The organism is uncultured Hymenobacter sp., from assembly GCF_964243305.1.
In the GTDB taxonomy this organism is placed as follows: domain Bacteria; phylum Bacteroidota; class Bacteroidia; order Cytophagales; family Hymenobacteraceae; genus Hymenobacter.
In genome coordinates this window covers 58580-74718 of sequence record NZ_CAXTEF010000020.1, presented here as the reverse complement: position 1 = coordinate 74718, position 16139 = coordinate 58580, and the positions used below count along the sequence as shown (strand labels likewise).

The window sequence follows — 16139 nt, the reverse complement described above, 5'->3', positions numbered from 1 at the left end:
ATTGGGCAACGTCGGGGCCCACGGCATCAATCTCCCCGGCTCCGTCCGACAAGGGAACCACGTCGGTGGTAAGGGTCTGGCCCAACTGACCGGTCAGGATAATCTGGTCGCGATAATTGATAGAAACAGCGTGTACTTTAATTCGTACCTCGCCGGGGCCGGGCTCGGGTATCGGAGCTTCTTGCATAACGAGGCTATCGAGGCTGGTGGCCCCGGCTTGTACTATCCAACGGCGCATAGAACCCGGACGTGCGAATTCGGAGGTGGGTTGACTCATGATTTCCAAAATTTGGGGTTGTACTATAAAAAAGGTGTACACCACTTTCTTTTATCCGCACACAGGCGCCGGAAAGGGTTTCCGATGAAAAGCGGGTGAATAGATTGGGCAGTGTTAAGCAACCGCCTAGCCAGCCTCAGTGCCGGGTATTGCGCAAAAGGTGGGCATAGCTCTCCTGCCACCGCAAGCGTGGCGAACAACCAAGCCTTCTGCAATACGCAAAAGGTGGGCATAGCTCTCCTGCCACCCCTACTAGAGGCCTTCCTGTTGCTCGAAGGACAGGGTTGTTTTGGCGATTTGCGCAGTAATTACAGGTAGTGGAGCCAGGCCAAGGCAGCCGCTTGATTTCCTGACAAAGGTCCGGCTCCCGGTTGTCGGGTTAAAACGGATATCGAACCTTTACTTGTAAAAATCAAACCGATTTTCACGCGCCACCTAGCCACGCACCAGGCTACCGGGAGCGCAGCATCCCAAGGCCCGCTTGCCGAGCAACAAGACGCATTACCGCCTCATCGACCCCGACGCGCGCATCTCCGGCAAAGCCTGCGCCCTGAACTACCTCTGCAATTTGGCCGTGGACACGACCACCGTCGTCATCAGCCACGTGCAGGCCGATTACGCGGATGGCCGCGCCAGTCGGCACCAGCCCCGACTGCTGCGCGGCCTCCAGCACCGGCTGCGCCCGAACGAGCTGCCTCTGTACTATGCGAAATGCTCGCCGACTCGGGCTGTGCCAACGGCTCCAACTACGCCTTGCTCGGAGCCCAGCGCATCACGGCCTGGACTCTCGTCTTCGGCCTCTATAAGTCCGACGTCGACGGCTTTCCCTACGACGTCCCGACGGACAGCACAAAAGGGCGGATTTATACGCTAAGCCCTTCGGTAGCGCTTTATCAAAAAGGGCAATTCTATGCAATCCAGCGGGTGTGCCAAGCTTATTAAAAAGGATATTCATTCTGATAGAGCAAATCTACTTTGCCCGTATAATTTAAAAATCAGCAAATTGACTGCTTGACCTGTAAATCCGCCCTTTTGCAAGCAGAACTCCCTTCAGTGACCTCCACCAATCACTTCTCTGTGCCTACTCTAGTGCAGGCCCAATGCTGCCTGCTGGTGTAGCCAAGCAGGCCCCCACTGCCAGCGCCAAGGCTAGGCTAGCGTGCTGGCTAGCGTCCGCACGCCGTGCCACTTATTCCAGGGCCCGGCAAAGTGCGCGCGGGCGACGGCGGCTTGTGCGGGCGTAGCGTTGGGAAGTGAAAAGGTCGCCAGCGTTTCATTGAGGGGAATGTTAGCGGCCACCGTCACGCCTAGGCTTGCCCAAAAGAGGCCAGTGGCGGCCGTCAGTAAGCGAAACCGGCGGACATACGGCCGGCGGGCATACAGAACTGTAGCCAAGGGCAACAGCAACGGGGCGCCGAAGAAGCTGGCTGCGAAGACTGGGTTTTGGATGACGTCGTTGATGGCCTGCATGGCTGCGATGTACGCCGGCGCGGGCAGGCGAGCCAGGCCGGGGTTGACCGCCACCGAAAAGCCGTAATACACGCCCGCGACCAGGCCCGTTGCCACAGTGGCCAGGGCCAGCACAATGGGTTTGCCTTGCATATGACCAGGGGTAGTGGGTTAATATGAGAGGCTAGCTGCCCGCCGCAGGTAGGTGGAATCGTGGAGCTGTCGGAGCATGAAGTCCGCCACGTCGGCCCGCGAAATCTTAATTTTTAGCCCCTGCTGGGTAGCGGGGAACCCGTGCTGGTAGTTGCCCGTGCGTGGCCCGTTGGTGAGCGTGGCGGGGCGCGCAATGGTCCACTCCACTAGGCTCTGCTGGATGTAGGCTTCCTGGAGTTCTGAATCAGCAAAAGCACTGCGCAGAAACAAGGGAACAATCAGGTACTTGTAGGAAAAGGGCAGCGCCTCCCGGCTGTCGCCCATGCCGAGGGTGGTCAAGCACACGAAGCGGCGAACCCCGGCCTGCTGCATGGCGTGCAGGATATGGCGGGTGCCCTCCGAGCGCACGGGAGTCTTGTGCCCGGCCGGGGCGCCGAGCGCTGATAACACAGCCTCCTGCCCGGCTAAGGCAGTCTGGACCGCGGCCGCATCCAATACGTCGCCCGGTACGACGCGTAGGTTAGCGTGTTGCAGGGCCAGCTTGGCGGGGGTGCGGGCAAACGCCGTGACGGTGTGCCCCTGGGTGAGGGCTTGCTCAACGAGCTGACGGCCGGTGCCGCCGGTGGCCCCAAAAACGAGTAGGTTCATGGTCTTTGTTTTTTTAACAAAGAACGTGGCTCCCCTACCCGAGCGAATAGAACGAATCCGCCAACGTTAGCGCAGCAGTTCCGGAAACTCGGGTACGCCCGGTTGGGCCCGTTGCCGCACCTGCTGCGGGGAAGCGCCGGCAAATTCGCGGAAGGCGCGGATGTGGTGCGACTGGTCGGCGTATTCTAACTCGAAGGCCAGGTCGGAGAACTTCCCGTACTGCCGGGTGCGCAGCTGGGCAAGCGAGGCCTGAAACCGGCAAATGCGCGCGAATAGCTGCGGCGAAATGCCTACGCTGTGCTTGAATTTGCGCTGCAGGCTGCGCTCAGAGAGCCCCACCGCCCGCTGCAAGTCCGGCAGGGAAACGCGCCCGCCCGACTCCAGCAACTGCGCCAGCGACTGGCGAACGCGGGAATCGACCTGCGTGCGGTGGCGCGCGGTGCCGGCCCGCAGGAAGGCGGCTAAGTGGTCTACACACTCGGGCACGGCAGAAATGGCGGCCAACTGCTCGGCCAAGTTACCCGCCTGCGGAGCGGCCAGTAGGGGCAGGTCGAGACAGGCGTCGGTCAGCTCGGCGGCATTAAGTCCGAAAACCGCCGTTAGCGCGCTGGGTTCGAAGCAGATGCCGAGGGTTTGGAACGGGCCACTCGTGCTGATGTGATTGGCGCGGGTGGTTTGGCCATAGAGAAAGCTACGGGGCCAGGCCTTGCCCGTGCCGTCACAGAAGGGGGAATCGCCCGCCCGCTGGACGATTAAGCCCGGACACCCATCGGCGAGGGTCGTGAAAGCGCTAGGCAATGACGCTTCACTACTGCTTTCCAGCGTCCAAAAATAGCGCACGTAGCCGCGAAGGTCGCCCGGCGGAGCCAGCTTATGAAAATACATATACCAAGAGTAGTAATGCAGCGACGAGGTGAGCACACCAAACGCATAAAAATAGCGGATTCTTACCTGTTTAGCAGCATTAGCAGAGCGCGAAGCATGTATGCAACTTGTGCACTATAAGGGCATTCCCGCGGAGAAGTGCCATCTAGCGAGAATTAAGAGTTTAAACCAGTTCTAAAACGATTCAGCGGGGGCGTTATCATAGCACTTGCCGTGCCGGCTCATGCTTTGCAGGGCCTCGTGGCGGACCAACAAGGTCTTGAAATTGGTGGCGGAGTACTGGCTGCCCTGGCCAGAATGGACCACGAGCCCCGCTGCTGGTCGGCGCACGGCCAGCGCTCGACGCAAGGCCTCGCTGACCAAGGCTTTAGGCGTGGTTTCGCGCATGTTCCACCCTATGACTTTGCGCGAGTAGCGGTCAAGCCAGGTGGCCGGGCAGGGCCAGCCGCCGCCCTGTTTAGGCGAATAGGTGATGTTGCCCACTCAGACTAGATTCGGGGCGGTGAGGACCGACTGGCCCAGCAAGCGGTTCGGCCCAGCTCGCGCGGTGGAGTCCGAGTCGGTGGTACGCAGCACAAACGAGCGCGGCTGTTGGGCGCGTAGGCCTGCCGCAGCTAGCGCACGCCGGATGCGCCAGCGGCCCACTAAATGGCCTTGGGCGCGCAACTCGGCGCGCAAGCGGTGGGTGCCATAGCGCGCCGAATGCCACTTAAATACATTGCGGACAGTCACTTGCCAAGCTGGTTCGGCGGCGGGTGCTTGTTGCCGCTGCCAGGTGTGATACGCACTAGCCGCCACGCCCAGCACCTAGCAGAGCTGGGCGATGTATTGGTAGGTATTTACCGAGTCGGCTGGCCGAAGATGACCAAGGTTCTTTAAAACGTCCAGTTCTTGTTCGGCCCGCTTGAGCTGGGCGCGCAGCTGGTGCACTTCCGGGTCGCGGGCCACTTTCACGCTGCCTACTTCGGCGATGAGCTGGGCCTGCTGCCAGCGGTAGAGCAGCTTAGGACTGATGCCTAACTGCTGAGCGGCGGCCTGCGTGCTGCGGCTCTCCGAGACCAGCCGCAGGGCCTCGGCTTTGAAAGCGTCATCGTATTTGCGCCGTTTATCCGGCGTGGGCTTGCTGCTTTTTGTGCTCATGACGCAGGGAATATACGTCCTGCTTCTGTGCGCCTAAGCTAGGTGTATGGTCTCAGGGTGAGGTGGTTGGTGCATCTTCCCTAGCGGAGCAGTCAAAACGCTCCTGAAAATAAGCTATCTAATCTCTCATAATCAATACCTTATAAGTGCATAACGACTAGCTTAAGGTGCAGTGTCATGTTTTAAAAGCCGCTGACTGTTCCGCTAGGGAAGATGCACCAACCACCTCACCCTGAGACCATACACCTAGAGCGCTATGGGCCGCAACTGCTCCAAGCTTGGGCTACGGCGTTAGCCCCGTTACCAGAGACAGCAATAGGGTGGGGGCAAAGCTATAAATGGCCTCCGGTTTCCAGGAATATCGTTGCCGAAGCTTGCTGCTAAAGTCACCTCGAATGCCGGCCAGCTGCTCATAAAAGCACTTTTATAGGTAAATCTCGGCACCGTCCGGCACCTGCTCATGCCCAAGTGGGTCCACATTTATGCTATATAAGGCACTGATTGCCGGTGTTTTATATAGCGTTTTTTTGTCGGAATAGAGGCCCGCGCTTCTTTCCCTACCCCCTCCCTCTATGCCCGAAGGCACCCTGCTGCTCATCGACGATGAAATTCCTTTGCGCCAGGCCATTGCCCGGATGCTGGAACTGGAAGGCTACGCCGTGCTGCAAGCCCCCGACGCCCGCCGGGGCCTCGACACCCTGCGCGCTCACGCCGATGAAGTGCTGGTCGTGCTCTCCGACGTGAAGCTGCCCGACGGCCACGGCGTGGCCCTGCTGCCCCGCTACCAGGCCGAGGCTCCGCTGGCCGAAATCATTCTGCTCACCGACTACGGCAACGTGCCCGACAGCGTGCAGGCCATGAAAGCCGGCGCCTTCGACTACCTTACCAAGGGCGACTCCGACGACCAGCTCGTAGTCGTAGTAGCCCGCGCCGTGGAAAAGGCGCGCTTGCAGCGCCGGGTGCAAGTGCTGAAAAAGCAGGTGGGCTTGCAGCACAGCTTCGCCTCGATAATTGACCTGTCGGCGGCGCTACGGCGGGTGAAAGCGCTAGCCGAGCAAGTGGCGCCGACCGACGCGACGGTGCTGCTGGAAGGCTCCACGGGCAGCGCCAAGGAGCTGTTTGCCCAGGCCAGCCACCAGGCCAGTCTGCGCCGGGGCAAGGCTTTCGTGGCGGCTAATTACAGCGCCTTTTCCAAGGAGTTGCTCGAATCCGAGCTGTTTGGCTATTGAAAAGGCGCCTTCACCGGCGCGCTCACCGACAAGAAAGGGCTGCTGGAAGAAGCCCACGGCGGCACCTTAGTTTCTGGATGAGATTGGCGAGTTGGAGTTGGGCCTGCAAGCCAAGCTGCTGCGGGTGCTGGAAGGGCAGGAGTTCGTGAAAACCGGCGACACCAAGTGCACTCGCGTGAACGTGCGCCTCGTGGCTGCCACCAACTACGACCTGCGGCAGGAAGCCGAGCAGGGCCATTTCCGCCCTGACCTGTACTACCGCCTGGCCGTACTGCCAAATCAACAAGACCGCCAAATAAGACTCATGAAAAACCAACTCCTGCCCGCCCTGCGCCTCACCCTGACCATGTTGGTGCTGTGCTGCGTGCTCTATCCCGCCGTGGTTTGGACCGCGGCCCAGCTCGCGCCCGGCCACGGCGCGGGCGTCCAGCTCCGCCGCAATGGCCGCGTGGTCGGCTTCGCCAACGTGGGCCAGAAATCCAACGTGGGCCAGAAATTCACGCAGTCCGAGTACTTCAACTCGCGCTCCGCTGCCGCCGACTACCACGCCGACGGCTCCTGCGGCTCGAACAAAGGCCTGTCCAATCCGGAGTATCTGGCCGTGGTCAAAGCCCGCCTCGACACTTTTCTCTTGCAAAACCTCGGCGTGCGCGCCGCCGACGTGCCGGCCGAGCTGCTGACGGCCAGTGGCTCCGGCCTCGACCCGCACCCCTCGCCGCAGGGCGCGCTGGTGCAGGTGGCCCGCGTGGCGGCCCGGCGCCTACCCCCCCCGCCCAGGTGCAAGCCCTGGTGCAGCAGCACGTCGAAATTGGCCTGCTCGGCCCCGACCACGTGAACGTGCTCCGGCTTAACCTGGCCCTGGATGCGCTGGCCCGCCGCTAATTCCCTACCCCCTTCACCTTTGTAACAGCCCGACAGCCCTGCTCTAACCGGCCGTACCCGCCAAGCAGCGCAGGTCCATTGCTTACCCGCCCGGCGGCGTTCGTGGTGCCGCCTACCACCCATGAAAAAGACCTTATTGCCTCTGCTGGCCGTCGTGCTGGGCACCAGCAGCGCCGCCCTGGCCCAAACCACACCCACCACCGACCCGGCCCTGGCCGTGCCGCCGACTTTGTTGAATGCAGCGCACCCAGCCTTCGCGCAAGTGCCGCTCAACCCCGCGCCCGCCGCCACCGACACGCTGCACAAATTTGAAAAGCCCACCGACGCGGCGGCAGCGGCCGGGCGCAAGCCATTTTTTCAGCGCAAGCTCGTGCGGGCCAGTATCGTGCCGGCCGTGCTCATCGGCTACGGCAGCAGCACCATCAACGGGCACGGCTTTTATTCGTCGTATGAGGCAAAAAACGATTTGCGGCGGGCCTTCCCCAACTTCCATACCCGCGCCGACGATTTCCTGCTGCTGGCCCCGTACCTGGAGCTGGCCGGCGTGACCTTGCTCCGGGTGGAAACCCGCGACGACCGACTCAACACGCTGCTGCTCATCGGCAAGTAGGAGGCCATCATGCTGGCCAGCGTGTACGCCACCAAGTTTATCACCAATATCGACCGGCCCAACGGGGCCAAAGACGCCTTTCCGTCGGGCCACACGGCCCAGGCCTTTCTGGCGGCCAGCATCGTGCACAACGAATTGCGCGACAAAAGGCCAGTGGTACGGCATCGGGGCCTACACCATCGCTACGGGGGTAGGGGCCCTGCGGATACTCAACAACAAGCACTGGGAATCGGACGTGTTTGCCGGCGCCGGCTTCGGCATTCTCTCGGCCCACCGGGCGTACCTGAGCCACCGCAACCGCTGGGGCCGCCCGCCCCGGCTCGTGGGCCTGAACGTGGCCCCGGCGTACTTCGGCGGGAGCACACCGGGGCTGACGCTGAGCTGGCGCCCTAAATAGGCGGCCCCGCCGCCCTTGCCCTACCTTTCGCTAAGCGACGCTAAGCCCCGGCCAGCCTGATTCCTTCTACTATGAAAAAGATTCCCGCCATAACGCTGCTGTTCTGGGTGATGAAGATTTGCGCCACCACGCTCGGTGAGACGGCCGGCGACCTGCTGGCCCAAACTATGAATGTGGGCTACGGCACCAGCTCGCTGATTCTCCTCAGCATCTTTCTGGTTGTGCTGCTCGGGCAGCTGGCGGCAAACCGCTACATTCCGTGGCTGTACTGGGCCGTGATTCTGGCCACGAGCACGGCTGGCACCACTATGTCCGACTACATGGACCGCACCCTCGGACTGGGCTACGCCACGGGGTCGCTGATTCTGGTGAGCCTCCTGGCCGTGGTGCTGGCCTGGTGGCGGCTGAGCGAGAAAACCCTGTCGGTGAGCGACATCACCACCCGGCGGGGCGAGCTGTTTTATTGGACGGCGATTCTATTCTCGAACACGCTCGGCACTGCGCTGGGCGACTACCTGGCGGATGACTCCGGCCTGGGCTTCGGCGGGGGCGCTTTGCTGATTGGGGCCTTGCTGACCGTCGTCGTGCTGGCGTACTACTTCACCAGCATCTCGCGGGTGCTCTTGTTCTGGGTGGCCTTCGTGCTCACGCGCCCGTTCGGAGCCACGTTTGGCGACCTGCTAACTAAGCCCGTCGAGAAGCACGGGCTGGGTTTCGGCACCCAGGGCTCGTCGCTGATTCTGTTCGGGCTGCTGGTCGGCCTGATTATCTACGCCACGAGGCGGCCCGACCCGGCCGACCCGTCGCGACCAGGTGTGGGGCGCGACGGGTCGGCCCCACGTGGCTAGCAGTGCAGCTCCCAGCCAAATTTCCCATTTTCCCTACCCCTATGTCCCTGGCTATGTCCCTGGCTTCCCGCTGGCCGAAGCTGCGTCAGCGCCCGAAAACGTACCGGGCGCTGCGGTTTGGCTTCGGGGGACCTGGCTGGTGTTCATCAGCGTGGCCGAGGACATCTGGGAAAACGACGGCTTGATGGGCGGCCCTACCCCCCTGCTGGGACTGGCGGTCGTGCTGCTGGCCGGCCCGCGGTGGGGGCGGCCAGTTCGGCGCACATCGGGCAGTAGTCGCGCTCCCGGCCGGGCTCGTCGCGGTAGTACTGCCACTCGTCGCTGGCCTTGACCTGCTGGCCCACGGGGCACTGGTCGTCGTCGTGGTAGGGGTAGCGCTCGGGCTCCGGCGCGGCGGCCATGATGCCCGTGACGGTCTGGGTGTGGTGGTAGAACGGCTTTACGATGGCCATGAGGCGGTTGGGGAAAGGAAGGATGGAAAGGCGGACCTGACGTTCGGAAGCCGGCCGGCGGCTAGGCCGGCGCCAGCGCCGGGATGGGTGCCGGGGGCTGGGGCTGCTGGGTCGCGTTGCGGTAAGCCAGCCGGAGCAGGCTGGGCAGCACCACCAGCAGCAGGGGTAGGGCCAGTACCAATCCGCCAATCACGGCAATGGCCAGCGGCTGGTGCAGTTGCGCGCCCGCCCCGATGCCCAGCGCCAGCGGCAGCAGCGCCGCGATGGCCGCGAGCGCCGTCATCAGCTTGGGCCGCAACCTGGCGGCAATGGCGTAGCCGATGGCCTGCTCCACGGGGTTGCCCTCGGCCCGGTTCTCGAAAAACTGCTGAAGGGTGAAGATGGCATTCTCCCCAATGATGCCGACGACCATAATAAGGCCGGTGTAGGAACCCACGTTGAGCGGCGTGTGGGTGAAGAACAGCGCCACGCTGCCCCCGGCCGGCCCCAGCACCGCCACTAGCAGAATCAGCCCCGCCGCCTTGATGTCTTTGAACAGGAACAGCGCCACGGCGAACACCAGCAGGCAGGCCGTCGCCAGGATGGTCAGCAGCTCTTGAAACGACTGCTGCTGCTCGGCGTAGGAGCCGCCGTACTGGATGAAGTAGCCGGGGGGCAGGGCCACCTGCTGGCCCAGCTGCTGGCGGATTTCCTGCATGGCCGTGCCCAGGTCGCGGCCGTTGAGGCGGGCCGTGACGGCGGTCATGGCCTGCAGGTTTTCGCGCTCCAGCTCGGCGTCGCCGGCGCGCACGTCCACCGTGGCCAGCTCGTCGAGGCGCAGGCGGCGGCCGTTGGGCAAGAATACCGGCTCGGCGCGCACCTGGTCGAGGCTGGCCTGGGCGGCGTTGGGGTAGCGCAGCCGGATGTTGAGCAGCTGCTCGCCCTCGAGCACGCTGCCGCTGACCACGCCCGCGAGCTGGGTTTGCAGCTGGGCCTGGAAGTCGGGGCCGGTGAGGCCATACTGGGCCAGCTTGCGCGGGTCGGGGCGCACGTCCACGCTGGGACCCAGGAGTACGATGCCGTTGAAGACGTCGGCCGTGCCCGGCACTTTCTCCACGACGGCCGCCACCTGGTCGGCCAGGGCGTAGCGGGTGGCCGCGTCGGGGCCGAAAACCTTGATTTCGATGGGCTGCACGGTGCTCATCAAATCACCCAGCATGTCGCCGATGACCTGGCCGAAGTCAATAGTCAGGGCCGGCTGAGTGGCTTCGATGCGCTGGCGCAAATCGTCGATGACCTCCGTTGTCGTGCGCTTCCGGTTGGTTTTGAGGCGGATGAGGTAGTCGCCCCGGTTAGGCTCGGTAATGAAAAAGCCCATCTGCGTGCCGGTGCGGCGCGAGTAGCTCGCCACCTCGGGCACCTGCACAATCAGCTTTTCGGCCTGGCGCAGCAGCCGGTCGGTTTCCTCCAGGCTGGTGCCGGGCGGCGAGTTGTAGTCGAGCACGATGGCTCCCTCATCCATCTCGGGCAGAAAGCCCGTCGCCAGCCGCGGAATAATTACCCAGAGCGTGGCTGCGAGCACCGCGATACCGATGAGGCTGTAGGCCGGGTGGCGAATGACCGAGCGGACCCAGGGAATGTCGTGGTGGGAGGTGCCCGGCCGTATTGCCTCACCCCCTAGCCCCCTTGCGTTGACCCCGCCCCTAGCCCCTCCCCGATGGGGAGGGGAACTAGTTTTTAGCTCTAAGCTAGAACCGGAGTTGAATCTAGGACTAGAGCTAAAGACTAGTCCCCCCTCCCCATCGGATTCCGCGCTTAAAGCGGAGAAGGGACTAGGGGGTAGGGTCAACGCAAGGGGGGTAGGGAATAAAGTCGCCGAAGGAGGCTCAAAAGTGGAGGTGCCCGCGGCCGGCGACCCTTTGCTCAGCAGTAGATAAATGACCGGCAACCCCAGCCAGGCCACCAGAAACGAGCAGACCAGCGCCACGACCATCGTCGTCGCCAGCACCTTGAAGTACGCGCCCGCTACCCCGCCCAGCAGGGCGAAAGGTAGAAAAATGACAATCGTGCTCAGCGACGAGCCGACCAGCGCCGGCAGCAGGTGCCGGACCGAGCGCTCGACCACTTCGCCCGGAACCAGGTCGGGGTGCTCCTCGCCCACGCGGTGCAGCTGCTCGACCATCACCACGGCGTCGTCAATCATGAGGCCGATGGCGGCGGCTACCGCGCCCAGGGTCATGATGTTGAGCGAGTAGCCCAGCCCGAAGTAGAGCACGGCCAGCGTCATGGCCAGGGCAATGGGAATGGCCAGCAGAATGGTGAGCGTGGCTCGCAGCGAGCGCAGAAACAGGGCCGTTACGACCAGCGCCAGCGCCAGGCCAATCCAGAGCGAATCCTGCACCGAGCGCACCACCTCGGCCACGAAGTCGGCCTGGTCATAGTAGGGCTTCAGGGTGATGCCGCGGGGTAGGCCGTTTTGCAGGGCCGCCACCTTGGCCCGCACGCCCTCGCTCACCAGCACCACGTTGGCGTCGGGCTGGCGCAAGACCGAGATGAGCACCGCGTCGTGGCCGTTGGCGTTCACGCGGGTGTATTCGAGCTGCTCGCCCACTCGCACCGTGGCCACGTCGGCGAGGCGCACCACGCGGCGCCCGTCGTTGCGCAGCACCACATTTTCCAGGTCGCTCTTGGTGATAATCGTGGCGTCCGTGACCGTCAGGTAGAGGCGGTGGTAGTCGGAGAGGTAGCCGTTGCTCTGCACGTAGTTGGTTTGGCCGAGCATGGTCGAAACCAGGGCCGGGGTAATGTTGAGCGCGGCCAGCTGGTCGGGCAGCAGCTCGACCTGGTACTCCTTGGTGCGCCCGCCCTGCACCTGCACCGCCGACACGCCATCGACCTGCGAGAGAAAGGGCTTAATCGTGTACAAAGCCAGCTTACGCAAAGCCAGAGCCGACGTGCCGGGCGCCTCCAGGGTGTAGCCCATGACCGGCAGAATGGCGGGGTTCATGCGCTCGACGCTGAGTTGGGTGCCGGCCGGCAAATCCTGCCGAATCTGGTTCAGGCGCGACTCTACTATTTGCTGGCTCTGCACCACGTCCACGCTCCAGTTGAAGAACGCCGAAATCTCGCACGAGCCGCGGCTGGTGGTCGAGCGCAGCAAGGTCAGGCCGGGCACCTGCTTCAGGGCGTCCTCCATCGGCTTGGTCACGGTCACCATCATGCGGTCCACGGGTTGCAGGCCGCTGTCGGCAATCACCTTCACCTTGGGGAAAGTGACTTCCGGGAACAGGGCCACGTTGATGCGCCGGTAGGCCAGCCCGCCCAGGGCCAGCACCAGGGTCAGCAGCACGGTAATGGGGGCTTTGTAGGTTTGAAAAAGGGAGGTCATGCGTAGGGTGCGGGGCTTGCCCCCGCCCGGCGTTCGCGCCGCTTGATTACTGACTAAATTATCGTTCTAATGCCATCGTTCTGACGCCGGGCGGGGGCAAGCCCCGCACCCTACTTGGTCACCCTCACCGCCGCCGTGTCATCGAGGCCATAGTTGCCCGAGACCAGAATCCGGTCCTGGGGCCGGAAGGCGGGGCTGTCGATTTGGATGCGCCCGCCCTGCTCCGGCCCGCGCTTGATGGGCACCTTCACGGCCGTGGAGTCATTCAAGAGGCGCATCACCCAGAACTGGGTTTGCGTCTCATCGGTGAGCACGGCCCCGCGCGGCACGGTCGGGGCCAGGTGGGGCGCGGTGCGGTCCAGCCCAACCTGCACGGCCAGGTTTTCGGGCAGGTCGGGCACCCGGCCCAGCACCCGCACGGTGTAGCGCTGGGTCTGGATGGCCACGTCGGCCGTGGCCAGCACCTGCTCCACGCGGCCGGGCAGGGTCCGGCCGTCGGGCAGGTAGATGCGGCAGGCCTGGCCCACGCGCACGAAGCGCAATTGCGTCACGGGCACGTCAAGCACGAAGCCGAAGCGCGCGCGGTCGTAGACCATGCCCAGCTGCTCGCCGTCCTGCACGTAGTCGCCGGCCAGCTTGTCCACGGTCGAGAGCACCCCGGCCCGCCCCGACTTTACGGCGATGATGCCCGAAAAGCGCAGGCGCGGGTCGCCGGTGAGCTGGTCTAAATGCAGCACCCGGCTTTCCTTGGTTTGCACCCGAAACACGGTCTGGCCCGCCTGCACGTTCTGGCCGGGCAGGGGGGTAGGGGCCAGCACGTAGCCGGTGGTGGTAGCGCGCAGCACATCCTTGGCGGGGTAGGCCGACACGGCCGAGAGCCGTAGCACATCGCGCACGGTGTCGGCCCGCACCGCCTCCACCGTTACGAGGGCGCGGGGCTTGGGCGCCTCGGCTTCGGCGTCGGCCGGGGCTTTGGGTCCGCAGGCGGCGAGGCCGAGCAGCAGGAGCAGGTTCAGCAGCAGGAGGGGGGGTAGGGAATTCATAAAGGCAATACAATGCGGTCGCGAAGTAGCGCGGACTTTAGCTACGCTGACCTTTGGTTGTAGTCCGCGAGTTGAACGACTCTTGCGGTCCATTCGCGGACTACAACCAAAGGTCAGCGTAGCTAAAGTCCGCGCTACTGCTCGCCCAAATAATCCAGCGCATACAAGCTCCTGAGGCGGTCGGTTTCGGCCTGGGTGAGGTTGAATTGCAGGGTGCGGTAGCTGGTCACCACGTTCAGGTAGTCCAGGATAAAGACCTCGCCGGTGGCCAGCTGCTGGCGCGTAGCCCCCACCAGGGCGTCGGCAATGCGCAGCTGCGCGCGGATGCGGACGATAAGCGCGTCGGACGCCCGAATCTGATTTTCGAGCTGCTCGTACTGCTGCCGGCGCTGCCCGGTCAGGAATTGCCGGTAGCCCTGGCGGCTCTGCTCGCTCAGCGCGATGCGCTGGTATTGCAGCTGGCGCTGATGGCCGTCGAAGATGGGAATGTTCAGCAGCAGGCCGCCGCTCACCCCCAGGCTGCGGCTTAGGGCGCGGGGCATATAGGAAATCGACTGCAAGCCCGCGTCGGCCAGGGCGCTCACGCGGGGCCGGTAGTAGGTGTCCACGGCGCGGCGGTCGAGCTGTAGGCGCAGGCTGTCGAGCGTGTATTGGCGCAGGGCCGGGGCCAGCAGCCCGGCCAGCGGGCGGCGCCGGGGCGGGGCCGGCACCTCGATGCTGACCAGCGCCGTGTCGCCTACCCCCGCCAGGGCGCGCAAGGTGCCCAGCTCGCGGCGGTAGGCCAGCCGGTTTTGCTCTACCGTCACTTCCTGGGTGCGCACCGACAGGTAGAAGCTTAAATACTGAGTCTGCTTGAAAATGCCGGCCTCAACCAGCTGGCGCAGCTGCTTATCCTGCTGGCGCAACTGCGTCAGCAGCCCGCGGCTGAACTCCAGCTGGAGCTGGGCGGCGTAGGCCGTGAGGAACTGGTCGGTCACCGAGCGGCGCAAATCCAGGGCGTTGAGCCGGCCGCTGTTGCGCAGCACCAGCCCCTGGGAGCCCAGAATGCGGTAGTCGTTTTGCAGCAAAGCCCGGTTGAAAATCGGCTTGCTGACCTGCCCCACGGCCGCGTAGTTGCCGCCGTTGGTGACGGCCTGATCGTAGCCTACCACCGCCTCGCCGGCCCGGTTGCTGATGGAGGGGTAGTAAACCGCCGCCCCCGTGCCGTTCACCTGAAAGCCGTTCTGGGCCTTGCGGCGCAAGCTGTCGAGGCGAATCTGGCTTACCTGGTTGGTGAGGTCGCGCAGCAGCGGGCTGTTGTAGCGGGCCACGGCCACGAAGTCGTCGAGGCGGCGCGGGCTGGCGGGCAGCCCCGAGGAGTAAGCCGGCAGCTGGCCCAGCACGGGCGGCGCGCCGGCCGCCGGCTGCTGGGCCTGGGCGCGCCCGCCGCCGGCCAGCAGCGCCGCCGCGAGGGCCAGCCGCAGCCGGAGCAAGGGTCTAAACGAACGAAGGGCCACGGCAAGAAGCAAGAGCGGGCGGAAAATGACAAGGCAAAACACGCCGGCAATTCTGGAGAAAAGTTGGAGCACCGTACCAATACGCTCGGGGCTGAAAAATAACCAGTTGCTATTCCAGAAAGCCGGCAGAATCGGCCCCTGACCTGCGCTGCCTGGCCCCTGAAGGACCAGCCGCACCCCTGAAAAAACTACCGCTTGGCGGCAGCCTGCTACCCGGCCGGGCCAGGTCAGGTCCAATCGCGCGTCACGCTCAGCGGCTACCTCCGCGCGGCGCTTCGGGTGCCCGGAGCAGGAGCCGCCAATAGCGGCGTGGGCTATGCCGGAAACCGCAGCGTGAACGTCGTGCCCTGGCCCAGCTCGCTCTGCACGGCCAGCTCGATATTCAGCAGCGTACAGGCCTTGGCAACAATGGACAGCCCCAGCCCGGTGCCGCCGATGTGCTTGTGAGCCAGGGCGTCGGAGCGGTAGAGGGGGTTGAAAGTCTGGTCCAGGTCTTCGGGCCGGATGCCGATGCCGTGGTCGGCCACGCGGCAGATGAGCCGGCCAGGCGCGTGGTCCAGTTCGACGCTGATGAGCAAGCCGGCCGGCGAATACTTCACGGCATTGGTGAGCACGTTGTCCAGAATTAAATCAACCAGGTAGGGGTCCGACGGGATGGCGGGGGTGTCGGCGTCGTCCACGTCTACCCGCACGCAGGTGCTTGGCGTTGACTTCGCCGCGCAGCCGGTGCAGCACGTCGTGCACGCTGCTGAGCACCGACAGCTCCTGCCGGTTCAGATTCTTCGCGTGGTTCTCGAAACGCGCCAGCAGCAGCTGGTCTACTAAATGGGTGAGGCGGTCAATCTCGCGGATGCCGAGCGTGATGTTTTCGACGTACTCGGCGCTGGTGCGGTGCGGGGCTTGCGGATGGGCACTTCGAGCGTGCCCTTGAGCACGGCCAGCGGGGTGCGCAGCTCGTGCGAGGCGTCGGCCGTGAACTGCTTTTCGCGCTCCACGTCCAGCACGATGGGGCCGACCGCAAACCGCTCGGCCGGTCCCGTGTCCGGCCCCGGCCGCAGCTGTACCCGGACGCTTTCCAGCAGCTCTTCAAAGTGAAGAGACTTCTTGATGTAGTCGTTGGCCTCGGCTTGCAGGCCGGCGATGGTGTCGGGTTGTTGCGCGCGCGCAGCTGCTGGCACACTTCCAGGCCCGTCAGGCCGGGCACCATCCAGTCGAGCAGCAGCAGGGGGTAGGGCTGGGCCAGGGCCAGGCGCAGGCCGGCCG

General features: G+C 64.1%; 19 protein-coding genes and 1 pseudogene. 7 read left to right on the top strand and 13 right to left on the bottom strand.

The window, feature by feature from the left end; all coding sequences use genetic code 11:
• On the bottom strand, positions 1–238 hold a 238-nt coding region (locus tag ACFE70_RS12625; protein WP_375418111.1), incomplete at its 3' end, for an alcohol dehydrogenase catalytic domain-containing protein.
• 750 nt (positions 239–988) lie between these two features.
• Here ACFE70_RS12625 and ACFE70_RS12620 point away from each other — a divergent pair.
• Entirely contained in the window at positions 989–1219 is a 231-nt protein-coding gene (locus ACFE70_RS12620; protein WP_375418110.1) for a hypothetical protein, read from the top strand.
• Between the two features lie 207 nt (positions 1220–1426).
• On the opposite strand, the gene ACFE70_RS12615 is transcribed toward ACFE70_RS12620, so the two are convergent.
• From ACFE70_RS12615 to ACFE70_RS12590, 6 genes are all read right to left on the bottom strand, one after another.
• A complete protein-coding gene (locus ACFE70_RS12615) occupies positions 1427–1879 on the bottom strand; it encodes a DUF1772 domain-containing protein (RefSeq protein ID WP_375418109.1) in 453 nt (150 codons plus the stop codon).
• Positions 1880–1897: 18 nt separating this feature from the next.
• Positions 1898–2527 carry an NAD(P)-dependent oxidoreductase gene (locus tag ACFE70_RS12610; protein ID WP_375418108.1) on the bottom strand — a complete coding sequence of 210 codons (630 nt, stop codon included), beginning with the start codon at positions 2525–2527 and terminating at the stop codon, positions 1898–1900.
• A 66-nt stretch (positions 2528–2593) separates the two neighbouring features.
• Positions 2594–3412 carry a DUF6597 domain-containing transcriptional factor gene (locus ACFE70_RS12605; RefSeq protein ID WP_375418107.1) on the bottom strand — a complete coding sequence of 273 codons (819 nt, stop codon included), beginning with the start codon at positions 3410–3412 and terminating at the stop codon, positions 2594–2596.
• Positions 3413–3586: 174 nt separating this feature from the next.
• On the bottom strand, positions 3587–3895 hold the full coding sequence (locus ACFE70_RS12600; protein ID WP_375418106.1) for a transposase: 309 nt from the start codon (positions 3893–3895) through the stop codon (positions 3587–3589).
• Positions 3896–4144 (bottom strand): IS3 family transposase, encoded by a 249-nt coding sequence (locus ACFE70_RS12595; RefSeq protein ID WP_375418105.1) that lies wholly within the window; start codon positions 4142–4144, stop codon positions 3896–3898.
• A gap of 75 nt (positions 4145–4219) precedes the next feature.
• Positions 4220–4552 (bottom strand): transposase, encoded by a 333-nt coding sequence (locus tag ACFE70_RS12590; RefSeq protein WP_375418104.1) that lies wholly within the window; start codon positions 4550–4552, stop codon positions 4220–4222.
• A gap of 572 nt (positions 4553–5124) precedes the next feature.
• Here ACFE70_RS12590 and ACFE70_RS12585 point away from each other — a divergent pair.
• From ACFE70_RS12585 to ACFE70_RS12565, 5 genes and pseudogenes are all read left to right on the top strand, one after another.
• A pseudogene (locus tag ACFE70_RS12585) lies at positions 5125–5862 on the top strand (sigma-54-dependent transcriptional regulator).
• A 10-nt stretch (positions 5863–5872) separates the two neighbouring features.
• A complete protein-coding gene (locus ACFE70_RS12580) occupies positions 5873–6616 on the top strand; it encodes a potassium-transporting ATPase subunit C (protein ID WP_375418103.1) in 744 nt (247 codons plus the stop codon).
• Between the two features lie 168 nt (positions 6617–6784).
• Positions 6785–7273, top strand: coding sequence for a hypothetical protein (locus ACFE70_RS12575; protein ID WP_375418102.1), 489 nt, complete (start codon positions 6785–6787; stop codon positions 7271–7273).
• A gap of 235 nt (positions 7274–7508) precedes the next feature.
• Entirely contained in the window at positions 7509–7670 is a 162-nt protein-coding gene (locus ACFE70_RS12570) for a hypothetical protein (RefSeq protein ID WP_375418101.1), read from the top strand.
• A gap of 71 nt (positions 7671–7741) precedes the next feature.
• Positions 7742–8518 carry a hypothetical protein gene (locus ACFE70_RS12565; RefSeq protein ID WP_375418100.1) on the top strand — a complete coding sequence of 259 codons (777 nt, stop codon included), beginning with the start codon at positions 7742–7744 and terminating at the stop codon, positions 8516–8518.
• Positions 8519–8712: 194 nt separating this feature from the next.
• On the opposite strand, the gene ACFE70_RS12560 is transcribed toward ACFE70_RS12565, so the two are convergent.
• The 5 genes from ACFE70_RS12560 to ACFE70_RS12540 all read right to left on the bottom strand — a co-directional run bounded on the left by ACFE70_RS12560 (position 8713) and on the right by ACFE70_RS12540 (position 15556).
• Entirely contained in the window at positions 8713–8970 is a 258-nt protein-coding gene (locus ACFE70_RS12560) for a hypothetical protein (protein WP_375418099.1), read from the bottom strand.
• A gap of 61 nt (positions 8971–9031) precedes the next feature.
• Positions 9032–12337: an efflux RND transporter permease subunit gene (locus tag ACFE70_RS12555; RefSeq protein ID WP_375418098.1), complete on the bottom strand. Its 3306-nt coding sequence runs from the start codon at positions 12335–12337 to the stop codon at positions 9032–9034.
• 110 nt (positions 12338–12447) lie between these two features.
• Positions 12448–13380 (bottom strand): efflux RND transporter periplasmic adaptor subunit, encoded by a 933-nt coding sequence (locus ACFE70_RS12550; protein WP_375418097.1) that lies wholly within the window; start codon positions 13378–13380, stop codon positions 12448–12450.
• 134 nt (positions 13381–13514) lie between these two features.
• Positions 13515–14876: a TolC family protein gene (locus tag ACFE70_RS12545; protein ID WP_375418096.1), complete on the bottom strand. Its 1362-nt coding sequence runs from the start codon at positions 14874–14876 to the stop codon at positions 13515–13517.
• A 314-nt stretch (positions 14877–15190) separates the two neighbouring features.
• Complete coding sequence (locus tag ACFE70_RS12540; protein ID WP_375418095.1) at positions 15191–15556, bottom strand: sensor histidine kinase; 366 nt, start codon at positions 15554–15556, stop codon at positions 15191–15193.
• Between the two features lie 16 nt (positions 15557–15572).
• Between ACFE70_RS12540 and ACFE70_RS12535 the strand changes: the two genes are divergently transcribed.
• On the top strand, positions 15573–15701 hold the full coding sequence (locus ACFE70_RS12535; protein ID WP_375418094.1) for a hypothetical protein: 129 nt from the start codon (positions 15573–15575) through the stop codon (positions 15699–15701).
• Here ACFE70_RS12535 and ACFE70_RS12530 read toward each other — a convergent pair.
• Positions 15698–16139: histidine kinase dimerization/phospho-acceptor domain-containing protein (locus tag ACFE70_RS12530; RefSeq protein ID WP_375418093.1), on the bottom strand; the 442-nt coding region annotated here is incomplete at its 5' end. The genes ACFE70_RS12535 and ACFE70_RS12530 overlap by 4 nt on opposite strands.